Source organism: Aeromicrobium sp. Leaf289, assembly GCF_001423335.1.
GTDB lineage: Bacteria > Actinomycetota > Actinomycetes > Propionibacteriales > Nocardioidaceae > Aeromicrobium.
The window spans coordinates 67470-82125 of the sequence record NZ_LMNK01000004.1; the positions used below are offsets into that span (position 1 = coordinate 67470).

Annotated in this window: 13 protein-coding genes, 1 tRNA gene and 1 other RNA gene; 10 read left to right on the plus strand and 5 right to left on the minus strand. The window is 71.7% G+C overall.

What is annotated here, in order from left to right; genetic code table 11:
• Window positions 1-56: 56 nt before the first annotated feature.
• Window positions 57-2819, minus strand: coding sequence for a pyruvate dehydrogenase (acetyl-transferring), homodimeric type (gene aceE / locus ASF37_RS12885; RefSeq protein WP_056581053.1), 2763 nt, complete (start codon window positions 2817-2819; stop codon window positions 57-59).
• A 227-nt stretch (window positions 2820-3046) separates the two neighbouring features.
• Between aceE and ASF37_RS12890 the strand changes: the two genes are divergently transcribed.
• From ASF37_RS12890 to ASF37_RS12930, 9 genes are all read left to right on the plus strand, one after another.
• Window positions 3047-3433 carry a DUF3052 domain-containing protein gene (locus ASF37_RS12890; protein WP_082506528.1) on the plus strand — a complete coding sequence of 129 codons (387 nt, stop codon included), beginning with the start codon at window positions 3047-3049 and terminating at the stop codon, window positions 3431-3433.
• 95 nt (window positions 3434-3528) lie between these two features.
• Window positions 3529-3984: a peroxiredoxin gene (locus ASF37_RS12895; protein WP_055965532.1), complete on the plus strand. Its 456-nt coding sequence runs from the start codon at window positions 3529-3531 to the stop codon at window positions 3982-3984.
• A 1-nt stretch (window position 3985) separates the two neighbouring features.
• Window positions 3986-4285, plus strand: a complete 300-nt coding sequence (locus tag ASF37_RS12900; RefSeq protein WP_055965534.1) for a thiamine-binding protein — start codon at window positions 3986-3988, stop codon at window positions 4283-4285.
• Window positions 4286-4487: 202 nt separating this feature from the next.
• Window positions 4488-4561: transfer RNA gene (locus ASF37_RS12905), tRNA-Val, on the plus strand.
• Window positions 4562-4783: 222 nt separating this feature from the next.
• Window positions 4784-5779 carry a hypothetical protein gene (locus ASF37_RS12910; RefSeq protein ID WP_156368204.1) on the plus strand — a complete coding sequence of 332 codons (996 nt, stop codon included), beginning with the start codon at window positions 4784-4786 and terminating at the stop codon, window positions 5777-5779.
• Between the two features lie 53 nt (window positions 5780-5832).
• The gene (locus tag ASF37_RS12915) at window positions 5833-7974 is read left to right on the plus strand and encodes an ATP-dependent DNA helicase RecQ (protein WP_056581062.1); all 2142 of its coding nucleotides are present in this window, start codon (window positions 5833-5835) and stop codon (window positions 7972-7974) included.
• Window positions 7975-8004: 30 nt separating this feature from the next.
• The gene (locus ASF37_RS12920; RefSeq protein ID WP_056581065.1) at window positions 8005-9150 is read left to right on the plus strand and encodes a Nif3-like dinuclear metal center hexameric protein; all 1146 of its coding nucleotides are present in this window, start codon (window positions 8005-8007) and stop codon (window positions 9148-9150) included.
• Window positions 9151-9179: 29 nt separating this feature from the next.
• Complete coding sequence (locus tag ASF37_RS12925; protein ID WP_235493011.1) at window positions 9180-9890, plus strand: zinc ribbon domain-containing protein; 711 nt, start codon at window positions 9180-9182, stop codon at window positions 9888-9890.
• Window positions 9887-11068 carry a bifunctional RNase H/acid phosphatase gene (locus ASF37_RS12930; protein ID WP_056581068.1) on the plus strand — a complete coding sequence of 394 codons (1182 nt, stop codon included), beginning with the start codon at window positions 9887-9889 and terminating at the stop codon, window positions 11066-11068. The genes ASF37_RS12925 and ASF37_RS12930 overlap by 4 nt, the downstream gene beginning before the upstream one ends.
• A 40-nt stretch (window positions 11069-11108) precedes the next feature.
• On the opposite strand, the gene ASF37_RS12935 is transcribed toward ASF37_RS12930, so the two are convergent.
• The 3 genes from ASF37_RS12935 to ASF37_RS12945 form a co-directional block, all read right to left on the minus strand.
• Entirely contained in the window at window positions 11109-11870 is a 762-nt protein-coding gene (locus ASF37_RS12935) for a YaaA family protein (protein ID WP_056581071.1), read from the minus strand.
• A 31-nt stretch (window positions 11871-11901) separates the two neighbouring features.
• Window positions 11902-12477, minus strand: a complete 576-nt coding sequence (locus ASF37_RS12940; protein ID WP_055965548.1) for a TMEM165/GDT1 family protein — start codon at window positions 12475-12477, stop codon at window positions 11902-11904.
• Window positions 12478-12672: 195 nt separating this feature from the next.
• The gene (locus tag ASF37_RS12945; protein ID WP_235497661.1) at window positions 12673-13077 is read right to left on the minus strand and encodes an ACT domain-containing protein; all 405 of its coding nucleotides are present in this window, start codon (window positions 13075-13077) and stop codon (window positions 12673-12675) included.
• A gap of 64 nt (window positions 13078-13141) precedes the next feature.
• Here ASF37_RS12945 and rnpB point away from each other — a divergent pair.
• Window positions 13142-13539: RNase P RNA component class A (gene rnpB, locus ASF37_RS14780), an RNA gene on the plus strand.
• 197 nt (window positions 13540-13736) lie between these two features.
• Here rnpB and map read toward each other — a convergent pair.
• The gene (gene map / locus ASF37_RS12950; protein ID WP_055965550.1) at window positions 13737-14585 is read right to left on the minus strand and encodes a type I methionyl aminopeptidase; all 849 of its coding nucleotides are present in this window, start codon (window positions 14583-14585) and stop codon (window positions 13737-13739) included.
• Between the last annotated feature and the right edge of the window lie 71 nt (window positions 14586-14656).

The following is a 14656-nucleotide window of genomic DNA, read 5'->3' on the forward strand; positions in this document are numbered from 1 at the left end:
CAACTTGGATTTACCTGAGACGTCGGTCGCTCCGACCGACGCCCCCGGGCCGCCCCTCAGGCGTCGCCGCCTTCCTGGACCACACCCTGCGTGGCCGTCGGGTCGTCGATCTTCAGCCGCGTGAACGCGTCGCGCACCACGGACTGCTCGACGAGCTCCTGCTGGGCCAGGCTCTGCAGCACCGACACCACGATCGACTCGGCGTCGATCTGGAACACGCGACGGGCCGCGGCACGCGTGTCGGCGAAGCCGAAGCCGTCGGCACCCAGGGACTGCCACGGGCCGGGGACCCAGCGCGCGATCTGGTCGGGCACGGCGCGCATGTAGTCGCTCACCGCGAGCGTGACCGAGGCGTGGTCCATCAGCTGCGTGGTGATCCACGGGACCTTCTGGTACTCGCCCGGGTTGTTGAGGTTCCACTTCTCGGCCTGCACGGCGTCGCGGGCGAGCTCGTTCCACGACGTGACCGACCACACGTCGGCGGCGACGTCGTAGTCCTCGGCCAGCATCTCCTGGGCGCGCAGCGCCCAGGGCAGGGCCACGCCGGAGGCCATGATGCGGGCCCGGTGCGAGCCCTTGGTGGCGGGGCGGTATCGGTAGGCGCCCTTCAGCAGGGCGTCGACTTCGAGGTCGTCGGGCTCGACCGGCTGCACGATCGGCTCGTTGTAGACGGTCAGGTAGTAGATGACGTCCTCGCCCTGGGGGTGGTCGTCCGTGGAGCCGTACATGCGCTCCATGCCGTCGCGCACGATGTGGGCGATCTCGTACCCGAACGCCGGGTCGTAGTGCACCACGGCGGGGTTGGTCTGGGCGATCAGCGGCGAGTGGCCGTCGGCGTGCTGCAGGCCCTCGCCCGTCAGCGTCGTGCGGCCGGCGGTGGCGCCCACGAGGAAGCCGCGCGCGAGCTGGTCGGCCATGGCCCAGATGGAGTCGGCGGTCCGCTGGAACCCGAACATCGAGTAGAACATGTAGACCGGGATCATCGGCTCGCCGTGCGTGGAGTAGGCGCTGCCGGCGGCGATCGCCGAGGCCATGGCGCCGGCCTCGCTGATGCCCTCGTGCAGCAGCTGGCCCTGGGCCGACTCCTTGTAGGCGAGCAGCAGCTTGCGGTCGACGGCCTCGTACGTCTGGCCGGCCGGGTTGTAGATCTTCGCCGACGGGAACATCGAGTCCATGCCGAACGTGCGGTACTCGTCAGGCGCGATCGGCACGACGCGGCGCCCGATCTCCGGATCCTTCATGAGGTCGCGCAGGAGCCGCACGAACGCCATCGTGGTGGCGATCTGCTGCTTGCCCGACCCCTTCGACAGGGCCGAGTAGGAGTCCGGCTCGGGCAGCTTGACCGAGACGGGGTCGACGATGCGCTGGGGGAGACCGCCGCCGAGCGCGTCGCGGCGGGCGCGCATGTACTGCATCTCCTCGCTGTCGTGCCCGGGGTGGTAGAACGGCGCGAGGTCGTCGCCGTCGATCTGCTCGTCGGAGACGGGGATGTTCAACCGGTCGCGGAAGCCCTTGAGGTCGTCCTTGGTGAGCTTCTTCATCTGGTGGGTGGCGTTGCGTCCCTGGAAGGACTCGAGCAGCCAGCCCTTGATGGTGTGGGCCAGGATGACGGTCGGCTGGCCCGTGTGCTTCTGCGCCGCGTCGAAGGCGGCGTAGACCTTGCGGTAGTCGTGGCCACCGCGTGGCAGGCGCTCGATGTCCTCGTCGCTGAGGTGCTCGACCATGGCCCGCAGGCGCGGGTCGGGGCCGAAGAAGTTCTCGCGGTTGTAGGCGCCGGACTCCACCGAGAGGGTCTGGAACTCACCGTCGGGGGTGCGGTTCATCTGGTTGACCAGCACGCCGTCGACGTCGCGGGCGAGCAGGTCGTCCCACTCGCGGCCCCAGACGACCTTGATGACGTTCCACCCGGCGCCGCGGAAGTACGACTCCAGCTCCTGGATGATCTTGCCGTTGCCGCGCACCGGGCCGTCGAGCTGCTGCAGGTTGCAGTTGATGACGAAGGTCAGGTTGTCGAGCTCCTCGCGTGCCGCGAGGCCGATCGCCCCGAGCGACTCGGGCTCACCCATCTCGCCGTCACCGAGGAACGTCCACACGTGCTGCTGGCTGGTGTCCTTGATGCCCCGGTCGTGCAGGTAGCGGTTGAACCGCGCCTGATAGATCGAGTTGATGCCACCGAGGCCCATCGAGACCGTGGGGAACTCCCAGTAGTCGGGCATGAGCCGAGGGTGGGGGTATGACGACAGACCCTTGCCGGCTCCGTGGGAGTGCTCCTGGCGGAAGCGGTCGAGCTGCTCCTCGGTGAAGCGACCCTCGAGGTAGGACCGGGCGTAGATGCCCGGCGCGGCGTGACCCTGGAAGTAGATGTGGTCACCACCGCCGGGGTGGTTCTTGCCGCGGAAGAAGTGGTTGAAGCCGACCTCGTAGAGGCTGGCCGCCGACTGGTAGCTGGCGATGTGGCCGCCGACGCCGAGACCGGGCCGGTTGGCACGCGAGACCATGACGGCGGCGTTCCAGCGGATGTAGGAACGGATGCGCCGCTCGATCGCCTCGTTGCCGGGGAACCACGGCTCGTGCTCGGGCGGGATGCTGTTGATGAAGTCGGTGCTGCGCAGCGCGGGGACGCCCACGTTCTGCTCACGCGCGCGCTCGAGGAGCTTGAGCATCACGTAGCGCGCACGGGACCGGCCACGCTCGTCGACCATCTGGTCGAGCGAGTCGAGCCACTCGGCCGTCTCGTCGGGGTCGATGTCGGGAAGCTGGGTCGGCAGCCCCTCGTGGATGACGGCGGGACGTTCGGTGGGGGACTGGCCGGTGGGCATGTGCAACTCCTGGGACGTCTTGTGGACCTCTCCATCTTTCCACGCCGAGTTCGCTAGGGTGACACTGGCGGAGGTTGTGAACATCTACCGATCAGTAGGTTTTTGGCCTACTTTTCAGTAGGTCCCGCACCGTCCGACACACCGATCGACACCCCGACCCACCCTGGCCCGCACCCCGTGCCAGAGTTGGTCCACACCACGCACGACGCAACCCCGAGGAGATCCCGTTGGACGCCGCGAGGCTGGGCTTCAGCCCCGACACCGTCATCCAGGAGCTGGGCTGGGACGAGGACGTCGACACCGAGCTCCGATCGGCCATCGAGGGCATCGTCGGCCACGCGCTCGTCGACGGTGAGTCCGACGAGGTCGTCGACGGCGTCATCCTGTGGTGGCGCGACGACGACGGAGACCTCGTCGACGCGCTCTTCGACGCCCTGGCCGACCTCGCCGAGGGCGGGTCCATCTGGGTGCTCACGCCCAAGGTCGGTCGCCCGGGCTACGTCACGGGCGCCGACATCGCCGAGGCCGCTCCGGTGGCCGGGCTGTCCACGACGACCACGTCGTCGGCGTCGGCCGAGTGGTCCGCCACCAAGCTGTCGACGCACAAGCGCTGAGCCGATCCGACCGTCGCCGGCCACGGTCGTCCGCGCCCGGGTGACCACCTCGGTGCTCGTCGGCTGCAGCACCGTCCGGCGTCTAGGCTCGGGCCATGACGATCGAGATCGGCCAGCAAGCACCTGACTTCACGCTCAAGAACCAGCACGGCGAGGACATCTCGCTCTCCGGCCTCCAGGGTCGGAAGGTGGCGCTGGTGTTCTTCCCGTTCGCCTTCAGCGGCATCTGCACCGGTGAGCTGTGCGAGATCCGCGACAACATCGAGGCCTTCTCCGGCGGCGACGTCGAGGTGCTCGCCATCTCCTGCGACCACTTCTTCTCCAACCGCGCCTTCGCCGACGCCGAGGGCTACACGTTCTCGGTGCTCAGCGACTTCTGGCCCCACGGCGAGGTCAGCCGGGCCTACGGGATCTTCAACGAGGGTGCCGGTGCGCCCGAGCGCGGCACCTATCTCGTCGACGCTGAGGGCGTCGTCCGCTGGAAGGTCGAGCACCCGATCGGCGAGGCCCGCGACTTCGAGGCCTACCGCGCGGCCCTCGCGGAGCTCTGACGTGCTCGCGGCGTTCAGCATCAGCCCCGGCGCGGGCGACGAGTCGGGGTCCGTGGCCGCCGGCGTGGCCGAGGCGGTGCGCGTCGTGCGGGCGTCGGGCCTGCCGTGCGAGACCAACGCGATGTTCACGACCGTCGAGGGCGAGTGGGACGAGGTGATGGCCGTCGTGAAGGCGGCCGTCGAGGCCGTCGCGCGGACCTCGTCGCGGGTCTCGCTCGTGCTCAAGGCCGACATCCGGCCGGGGTACACGGGGCAGCTCACGGCCAAGGTCGAGCGGCTCGAGGAGCACCTGCGCGACTGACCGGCGAAGTTTGCTGAGAGTTGAGCCAAAAGCCTGCGGCGGCAACCACCGATGCGGTTGTATGTGAGTGCTGCGGCCGCCCGGGACCCGAGACCCCGGCGGCCGCGGCTCTTTCATGTCGGAGCCGTCCCGCGAGGACGCCGCGCGGGGCTGTCGGTGCGGTAGGGTTCCAGGCGCCCGGTGCCCTTCGCGGTGCCGTCCGGGGCGAATAGCTCAGTTGGTCAGAGCACTCGGTTTACACCCGAGCGGCCGGGGGTTCGAGTCCCTCTTCGCCCACCCTGGACCGACCGACGCCGCCGAGCGCGCGGCGTGCTTGCCCGCCCCTCCTCCGCGGCCCGGCGACGCAAGGTTCTGCGTTCGTGGGCGGAGGCTCGAAGGACTCTGCGTTCCCGACGGGATTCCGTCGTGAACGCAGAATCGTTCGGACTTCTGCACGCGGAGGCAGAATCCTGCGTCCGCCGGGGCGGAACCTCCACGCGCGTGTGCGACGGTGGGCGGGTGCGATCCCGACTCGCCGCCGTGGCGGCTCCCTGCACGCTGCTGGCCCTGCTCCTCGCCGGGTGTGCGAACCCGAACCTGTCCGACGACGTGGACGCGCTCGTCGCCGAGCTGCGCGACCTGCCCGGCGTCACGTCGGCGGACGCCGACTACTCCGAGCCGGTCACGCTCGACTCCGGCAAGGTCGCGTTGAAGGTCGAGGCGGAGCCCGACGTCACCTCGAAGCAGCTCCAAGAGGTGGGGCGCGTCGTCTACGAGGCGTTCAGCACCACCCACGAGGGCGAGGAGGGTGACGTCGACGTCACCTTCGGCCCGTCGACGGTGCACCTGCGCTCCTTCGAGCCGGAGGCGACGACCGACGCGGTCGTGCAGGAGTGGGCGCTCGCGCACGACGTCGCGCAGGACGGTGCTGCGGCCGTCGACATCATGACCCAGGACGTGCCCGGCCCGGACCACGTCGAGACCGACGTCGTGCTGACGCTGGGCAAGGACACCGGAGCCGACGACGTGTCCGTGGCGCTCGACCGGCTCGAGCAGGAGCACGGTGCCGACGACGCGCGCCGCGGCTGGGGCGTCGCGGCTGCCGACGGCTCCTCGGTGAGCGCCGACCGCGGCTTCCCCGGCGACGGGACCATGGACGCGTGGGCGGCGCTGCGATCCGCCGCCGAGCCCGCCGAGGCGGTGGGACGCGTGGGCGTGGGGATGCGTGAGTTCGCCGAGAAGGACGCCGACCCGGACCGGTACCTCGTGGTGCAGGTGTCGAGCGACGGCACGGCGCCCGACCTCGACGACCCGGCCGTGCGCGGGCCGCTGCTCGAGGCGGTGCGCGCGCAGGTGGACCTGCTCGTCGACGGGACCTCCACGTGGAACCTTCGCCTCGAGGTCGGCGGCACGGTGGCCGCCGAGCTCGACCCGATGCTCTGCGAACCCGGCTCGGCGCCCACGGCTCCACTGGACGAGGAGCTGCGCGACGACCGGACCTGTCCCGGTCCCTGACCTGCTGTGGACGGGCCGACGCCCGTGTCGGCACCCGCTGACACGATGGGTCCATGACGGCCACCACCACGAGCGAGCACGCCCTCGAAGCCCTGCGACGCCTCACCGGCCGCGACGACGCGCAGTTCCACGAGGGGCAGCTCGAGGCGGTCTCGGCCCTCGTCGACGACCACCGCCGTGCTCTCGTGGTGCAGCGCACCGGATGGGGCAAGTCCGCGGTCTACTTCGTGGCCACGTCGCTGCTGAGGGCGCGCGGCACGGGCCCCACGCTCCTCGTCTCGCCGCTCATCGCCCTCATGCGGGACCAGGTCGCGGCGGCGGAGCGGGCCGGGGTGCGAGCGGTGTCCATCAGCTCGGCCAACGCGCACGAGTGGGACGACGTCCGGGCGCGGCTCGACGCCGACGACGTGGACGTGCTGCTCGTCTCTCCGGAGCGCCTCACCAACCCCCGCTTCCGCGACGAGCAGCTGCCCGAGCTGCGCCGACGCATCGGCCTGCTGGTGGTCGACGAGGCGCACTGCATCTCCGACTGGGGCCACGACTTCCGACCCGACTACCGCCGACTCGCCGACCTCATCGAGTCGATGCCCGACGGGGTCCCGGTGCTGGCGACCACCGCCACCGCGAACGAGCGGGTCGTCACCGACGTCGAGGAGCAGCTCGGCGGGGGTGCCGGGCCGGGGGCGGCGGACGGCGCCGGTCACCAGGGGGAGGTCCTGACGCTGCGCGGGTCCCTGGCCCGCACGAGCCTGCGGCTGGGCTGCCTCACGCTGCCGACGTCGCGCGAGCGGCTGGGCTGGCTGGTCTCGCACCTGGCCGACCTGCCGGGCAGCGGCATCGTCTACACCCTCACGGTCTCGGCGGCCGAGGACCTCGCGCGACTGCTCGCGGAGGCCGGTCACACGGTGGCCGCGTACACCGGCCGCACCGATCCCGACGAGCGGATCCGCCTGGAGCAGGCGCTCAAGGACGACCAGCTCAAGGCACTCGTGGCCACGAGCGCACTCGGCATGGGGTTCGACAAGCCCAACCTCGGCTTCGTCGTGCATCTGGGTGCGCCGTCCTCACCCGTGGCGTACTACCAGCAGGTGGGGCGTGCGGGCCGTGCCACCGAGTCCGCCGACGTGCTCCTCCTGCCCGGCACGGAGGACGCCGACATCTGGCGCTACTTCGCCACGGCCTCCATGCCCACGCAGGCCAAGGTCGACGCCGTGCTCGGGGCCCTGGGCACCACGCCGCTGTCGGTCGCGTCGCTCGAGGCTCAGGTCGACATCCGGCGCACGCCGCTCGAGCTGCTCCTCAAGGTGCTCGACGTCGACGGAGCGGTCCGGCGTGTGCAGGGCGGCTGGGTCAGCACGGGGGAGCCGTGGGTCTACGACGCTGAACGGTACGAGCGCATCGCCCAGGCGCGTGAGGCCGAGCAGGAGGCGATGCTGGAGTACCAGGCGGGTCGCACGTGCCGCATGGAGCTGCTCCAGCGTCAGCTCGACGACCCCACGGCCGCCCCCTGCGGCCGGTGCGACGTGTGCGCCGGACCCTGGTACCCCACCGGCACGGACGGTGCCGCGGTGGAGCGGGCCACGCAGTCGCTCGACCGGGTGGGCGTGGCGGTCGACCCGCGCGCCCAGTGGCCGTCGGGCGTCGGGCGGCTGGGGGTCGACGTGTCCGGTCGCATCCCGCCGACCGAACGGCCCGAGACGGGCCGCGTGGTCGCGAGGCTGACCGACCTCGGCTGGGGTGGCACGCTGCGCGAGCTCTTCGCCACGGGCGCGCCCGACGTGCCGGTGCCCGAGTCGCTGCTGGGGGCGTGCGCGCGGGCGCTGCGCGACTGGCCGTGGGACCAGCGTCCCGTGGCGGTGGTCGCGCTGCCGTCGGTGGCTCGGCCCACCCTCGTGGCCTCGGTGGCCGAGGGCCTGGCCCGACTCGGACGCCTTCCGCTGCTGCCCGCGCTCGAGGTCGCGCCCGGCGCGCCGGCCACCACCCAGGGCGGCAACAGCGCCTTCCGGCTGGCCGGGGTGTGGGGCCGGTTCGTCGTGCCCGACGCCCTCCGTGAGGCCCTGGCCGCGACGGACGGTCCGGTGCTCATGGTCGACGACCTCGTCGACAGCCGATGGACCGTCGCTGTCGCGTCCCGCGAGCTGCGGCGGGCCGGAGCCGACGCCGTCCTGCCGTTCGCCCTGGGCTCGGTGGGGTAGTGCGCTCCCGCCACGTCCTAGGGTGGCGACATGCCCACGCTGCGTGACGTCGTCCGTGTGCTCGACGAGCTCTACGACCCCCGCTGGGCCGACGACTGGGACGCGGTCGGCACGGTCGTCGGGGATCCCGACGCCGAGGTGGGCTCGATCCTGGTCGCCGTCGACCCGGTGCAGGCCGTCGCCGACGAGGCCGTCGCCCGGGGTGCGGACCTGCTCCTGACCCACCACCCGCTGTACCTCAAGGGCGTCACGTCGGTGGCGGCGACCACGCCCAAGGGTCGCGTCGTGCACACGCTCGCCACCCACGGCGTGGCGCTGCACACCTGTCACACCAACGCCGACTCCCCACCCCTCGGTGTCTCGGAGTCCATGGCGCTGGCGCTGGGGCTGCACGACGTGCGCCCGCTGGACGTCGACACCGATCACGGGCTCGACGCCTGGGTGGTGCACGTCCCGCGCGGCGACGCCGACGCCGTGGCGGCTGCCATGCACGCGGCCGGAGCGGGGCACGTGGGCGACTACGACTCGGCGGTCTTCCGGTCCGAGGGCACCGGGTCCTTCCGGCCCCTCGACGGTGCGCAGCCCGCGATCGGCGAGGTCGGCGCGCTCGAGCACGTCGACGAGACACGCCTCGAGCTCGTCGCACCTGCGACCCTGCGCGAAGCCGTGCGGACGGCACTGCTGCAGGCGCACCCGTACGAGGAGGTCTCCTACCTCGTGCTGCCCGCGGCCGCCGCTCCGTCCAGCCGGGGGAGCGGTCGCATCGGCAGGCTCGAGACGCCCATGACCCTGGCCGCGTTCGCCGAGCACGTGGCTGCTGCGCTGCCGGCGCACCACGGCGCCACCCGCGTGGCCGGGGACCTCACGAGCGAGGTCACCACCGTGGCCCTCTGCGGTGGCTCGGGAGACTTCCTGCTGGGCACCGCTGACGCTGCGGGAGCCGACGTGTACGTCACCTCGGACCTGCGGCACCACCCGGTCAGCGAGCACCTCGAGCGTCCCGGCGCCTGCGGCGTGGTCGACGTGCCGCACTGGGCGGCCGAGTGGACCTGGCTGCCGGTGGTCGCCTCCGTGCTGCGCGAGCGGCTGGGCGATACGGTGGACGTCCATGTGTCCACGTTGGTGACCGACCCCTGGTCCCACGCGTTGGCTCCCGCACCCAGGAGGACCCCCTGAAAGCCGAACCGTCCGCCCAGCAGGCCCTGTTGGACCTCCAGGACACCGACTCCGCCCTCGCCCGGCTCCAGCACCGCCGCGGTTCCCTGCCCGAGCTCGCCCGCATCGAGGAGCTGACCGCCGAGGTCGCGCAGCTGCGCGGCCGCCAGGTCGAGGTCGAGACGACGGTCAGCGACCTCACGCGCGCCCAGAAGAAGGCCGACGCCGAGGTCGAGCAGGTCAAGACGCGCCGCACGCGCGACGAGGAGCGGCTCTCCTCCGGTGCGATCTCCAACCCGAAGGACCTCGAGAACCTCCAGCACGAGCTCGGCGCACTCGAGCGTCGCATCTCGACGCTCGAGGACGAGGAGCTCGAGATCATGGAGCAGCTCGAGATCGCCCAGGCCGAGCTCCGGGCGGTCACCGCCGACCACGACGCGCTGGTGGCCGAGCTCACGCACGTCACCGCGGCCCGCGACGCCGCGGTCGAGGCCATCGACGCCGAGGTCGTCGCGGTGAACGAGGAGCGCGAGAGCGTGGCTCCCGGCGTTCCGGCCGACCTGCTCGCCCTGTACGACAAGGTCCGTCACCAGTACGGCGGGCTCGGTGCCGCTGCGCTGCGTGCGCGCCGGTGCGAGGGGTGCCGCCTGGAGCTCAACGGCGCCGACCTGCGCGAGATCGCCGCCCAGCCCGAGGACGACGTCGTGCGCTGCCCCGAGTGCAGTCGCATCCTGGTGCGGACGGCCGAGTCCGGGCTGTGACCGCCGCCGTCGGGCGGGTCGTCGTCGAGGCCGACGGAGGGTCGCGGGGCAATCCGGGGCCCGCCTCCTACGGTGCGCTGGTGCGCGACGAGTCCACCGGCGACGTCCTCGCCACGCGCGGTGAGACCATCGGCAGGGCCACCAACAACGTGGCCGAGTACCGCGGACTCATCGCCGGGCTCGAGCTCGCCGCCGAGCACGCTCCCGATGCCGACGTCGTCGTCCGCATGGACTCCAAGCTGGTCGTGGAGCAGATGGCAGGACGCTGGAAGATCAAGCACGCGTCGATGAAGCCGTTGGCCGAGCAGGCCCGGGGGCTCGCCGACCGGGTCGTCGAGTGGACGTGGATCCCGCGCGACCAGAACGCCGCCGCCGACGCCCTCGCCAACGAGGCGCTGGACGCCCAGGCCCGCACCGGCGAGCCCGCCGTCGTGGGCACGGCCGCCCGGCAGGAGACGACCCCGGTGCCGCCGGCCGACGACGTCACCGCACCGCTCGAGGCGCCGCCGAGTGGTACCGGCAAGGACACCAACCCGCTGCTCGGCTGGAGGGGCGACGTGCACGGCCGCCCCACGACGCTCGTGCTGCTCAGGCACGGCGTCACGGCCAACACCGTGCGCAAGCTGTTCTGCGGCAAGGGTGGTTCCGACCCCGGCCTGGTTGCCGAGGGCGAGGCGCAGGCCGCGCGGGCGGCGGCCTGGATCGCTCGCCACCACGACGTCGACGCCATCATCTCCTCGCCGCTGCGCCGCACCCGCGAGACCGCCGGCTTCGTGGCCCGAGAGACCGGCGTGACGGTCGGCGTCGACGACGGTGTCGAGGAGGCCGCCTTCGGTGACTGGGACGGCCACAGCTTCGCCGAGATCATGGAGGACTGGCCCGACGAGCTGTCGACCTGGTTGTCCTCGACCGCGGTGGCCCCACCGGGCGGGGAGTCCTTCGACGAGGTGCAGGAGCGGGTGCGGCAGGCGCGCGACCGGATCGTCGAGGCACACCCGGGTGAGACCGTCGTCGTCGTCAGCCACGTGACGCCCATCAAGCTCATGACGAGGCTCGCCCTGGACGGGCCGATGTCGATCATCCACCGCATGGAGCTGGCCCCGGCCAGCATCACGACCATCGCGTGGTGGCCTGACGGCACGCCGTCGCTGCGCGGGTTCTCGATCGTCCCCGAGTAGACGGCCGCGATCGGACGGTACGGCGTGGATGCGCCGATCGTCAGTGAGCGCCGGTGGTGACGACGTCGAGACGGGTCCCGTCCTGCTCGACCGTCCAGCCGAGGTCGCGCCACGCCGTGGCCAGCTCGTCCACCGATGCCGGCGAGGCGCCCTCGGTGAGCAGTGCGCGCACCAGCCGCCCCTTCGTGGCCTTGTTGAAGTGGCTCACGACGCTGCGGCGGCCGTCCTGCTCGTGCAGCACCCGGACGGTGGCGGTGCGGGGGGCGAGACCCGCGGACGGCTTGCCCAGGTTCACGTAGGCGCCCGAGCGCAGGTCGACGAGCAGCCGGTCGGCCACCTCGTCGTCGAGGACCTGCGGCAGCACCGGCCGCCACCGACCGGCGACGGGGCCCAGGCGCGGCAGCGTGACCGTGCCGGAGAGGCGGTAGGCAGGGATCGGGTCGCCGACCCGCACCAGGCCGAACAGGGCGCTCGCGACGGCCACGGTCCGCTCGGCCCGGGCGGTGGCAGCGTCGTCGAGGGTGGCGAGGTCGAGCTCGCCGAACAGCACGCCGGTGTACACCTCGCCCGCCGGTGCGCACGGCACCTCGAAGAGACGGGCGTCGGTCTCCACGGCATCGGCCTGCGTGGGGCCGAGCCCCAGCACCTCGGCGGCCCGTCGGGTGCCCGCGAGACGGACCAGGGCCCGCGACACCTGGTCACGCACCTGCGTGAGACGCGGGAACGACAACGCGGCCAGGTCCAGCACGGGTCCGTCGGACGGTGCGGTCTTGCCCTCGGAGGGCGGGAGCACGATCAGCACCGGGCGAGCCTAGCGAGGCAGCGGACGGCGATCAGCGCACACCCTCGAAGATGAGCAGCGCGCCGAAGATCGCGAACGCCACGGCGGCGCCGTAGCGGATCGCCCGCTCCGGCAGGTGCTTGCCGAGCACCGCGCCGACGCCGATCGCGAGCGCGTCGGCCGCCACCATGCCCACGGTGCTGCCGATCCAGACGCCGAACCAGTCCTCGCGCACGGCGAGGGTGATCGTGGCGAGCATCGTCTTGTCACCCAGCTCGGCCAGGAAGAAGGCCAGACCCACCGCCAGCAGGGCCGAGCCCGTGGCCTTGCGCGCCTTGTCGGCCTCGCCCTCGGTGAGCTCGTCGCCCCGCAGCGTCCAGAGCGCGAAGCCGAGGAACGCCACACCGGCGGCGATCGCGATCCCGGACTGGTACTTCTCGAAGCTCGTGCCGATCCAGTAGCCGATGCCCACGGACGCGAGGTGGACGACCGCCGTCGCCGCCGTGATGCCGATGATGACGTCACGCGCCCGGTACCGGGTGGCGAACGTCATCGCCATCAGCTGGCTCTTGTCGCCGAGCTCGGCGACGAAGATGACAGCGGTGCTGAGCCACAGGGCCTCGAACATGAAGAAACTCCTCGTCCCCCAGGACGAGGAGCCATGATCGACGAGCCTCGACCCAGGATCGTCAACGATCTATGGGTCGAAAGTCTCGTCCGCCGAGACCGTCGCCGGTCTGGCCCGCTGCACCGGAGGACAGACCCGAGGGCCCGGCTTCAGTATGTCGACGCAGCGATTGGGGACTACTCCCTTTCGCAGCCCTCAGCCTAGGGCATCGAGGACACGGAGCGCATCGTGACGTCGGTCCCACGGAACCACGAGGTGGTCGTGGTGGAACCCGGCGACCACGTTGCACGCGATCTCGTCGCCGGCCAGCGCTGCGGAGATCGTGGCCGTCAGGCCGACACCGTCGAGCGCGGAGACCACCGTCAGGGTGATCCAGGCGCCGACGAACTCGTACACCAGACCGTCCTCGTCGGCCTCCGTCTGCTCGACCACGACGGTGAGCCCCTCGGCCTCGCGCACCGCCGCGAGGGCGGTGGACGTGTCGAAGCCCTGCGAGACGATCGCGTACACGACGGGCTCGGGATGGAGCCGAGGGCGCAGGTCACCGACCCCACCCCCGGTCCTCGCCACGGCATCGGACGGCATCTCCTCGACCTCCACGACGCCAGCGTAGGGACCGAAGGTTGCAAGGACGTGACGAGCGCGCCCTAGACTGGCCCACGAACGAGGCGGCCGGGCGGCCGCGGCGGGCTCAGGCCCGTCGAGGAAAGTCCGGACTCCACCGAGCACGGTGGTGGCCAACAGCCACCCACGGTGACGTGCGGGACAGTGCCACAGAGAACAGACCGCCAACGGCCCCGGAACCCTCTTGGGTGACGGGGTGCGGGCAAGGGTGAAACGGTGAGGTAAGAGCTCACCAGCGACGTCGGTGACGGCGTCGGCTAGGTAAACCCCACCGGGAGCAAGACCAAGAGGGCGCTCCGGCGCCTGCGCTGACGGGCTGCTCGTCCGATGTCAGCGGGTAGGTCGCTCGAGGCGCGCAGCGATGCGTGACCCAGATGGATGGTCGCCCCCCGGTCCTCGGACCGGGGACAGAATCCGGCTTACAGGCCGCCTCGTTCACTCTTCCTGTTCGCCGCCCACGGCCCGGCACCCCCGGCGGGGGTGCCTCGCCGCCCACGGCCCGGCACCCCCGCCGGGGGTGCCGTCCTGCGTGGGTGGGGACGCTTGCTCAGGTGTCCGGCGACTTCAGCACGCCTCGACCGTGTGCCACGCGGGCAGGCTCCACGGCTCTCGAACGTGTGCGTCCGGAGGACAGGTCAGGGGAGGGTGAGGATCTCCGCACCCTCGGGCGTCACCAGCAGGGTGTGCTCGAACTGGGCGGTGCGGGAGTGGTCCTGGGTGGTGGCGGTCCAGCCGTCGTCCCACAGGTCCCACTCGATCGAGCCGAGGGTGAGCATCGGCTCGATCGTGAAGGTCATGCCGACCTCGATGATCGTGTCGGCCGACGGCTCGTCGTAGTGCGGCACGATCAGCCCGTCGTGGAACGCCGGGCCCACGCCGTGGCCGGTGAAGTCACGGACGACGCCGTAGCCGAAGCGCGCGGCGTAGGCCTCGATGACCCGACCGATCACGTTGATCTGACGACCCGGCTTGACCGCGCGGATCGCGCGGTGGGTGGCCTCACGGGTGCGCTCCACGAGCAGGCGCGACTCCTCGTCGACGTCGCCGACGAGGTAGGTCTTGTTCGTGTCGCCGTGGACGCCGTCCACGTAGGCGGTGATGTCGATGTTGACGATGTCGCCGTCCTCGAGGGGACGGTCGTCGGGGATGCCGTGGCAGATCACCTCGTTCACGCTGCTGCACAGCGACTTCGGGTAGCCGCGGTAGCCCAGCGTCGACGGGTAGGCGTCGTGGGCGACGAGGAAGTCGTGGCCCACCCGGTCGAGCTCGTCGGTGGTCACGCCCGGTGCGATCGCCGCCTCCACCGCGTCGAGCGCCTGCGCTGCGATCCTGCCGGCGACCCGCATGCGCGCGATCGTGTCGGCATCGCGCACCGAAGACCCGCGGTAGGGCAGGGGAGCGGGCTGGCCGACGTACTCGGGCCGGTCGATGCGCGACGGGACGTGGCGGACGGGGGAGACGCGGCCGGCGACGAGGGGAGACACGTCCCGATGCTACGAGGCCGCTCCGCCTCCGACGATCGCGAGGGGCATCGGCACCGAGGGTGGGGCAGGAT

Coding starts and splice junctions, on each gene's coding strand:
- aceE (WP_056581053.1), bottom strand. CDS start 2,819: ATGCCCACCGGCCAGTCCCCCACCGAACGTCCCGCCGTCATCCACGAG.
- ASF37_RS12895 (WP_055965532.1), top strand. CDS start 3,529: ATGACGATCGAGATCGGCCAGCAAGCACCTGACTTCACGCTCAAGAAC.
- ASF37_RS12915 (WP_056581062.1), top strand. CDS start 5,833: ATGACGGCCACCACCACGAGCGAGCACGCCCTCGAAGCCCTGCGACGC.
- ASF37_RS12920 (WP_056581065.1), top strand. CDS start 8,005: ATGCCCACGCTGCGTGACGTCGTCCGTGTGCTCGACGAGCTCTACGAC.
- ASF37_RS12940 (WP_055965548.1), bottom strand. CDS start 12,477: ATGTTCGAGGCCCTGTGGCTCAGCACCGCTGTCATCTTCGTCGCCGAG.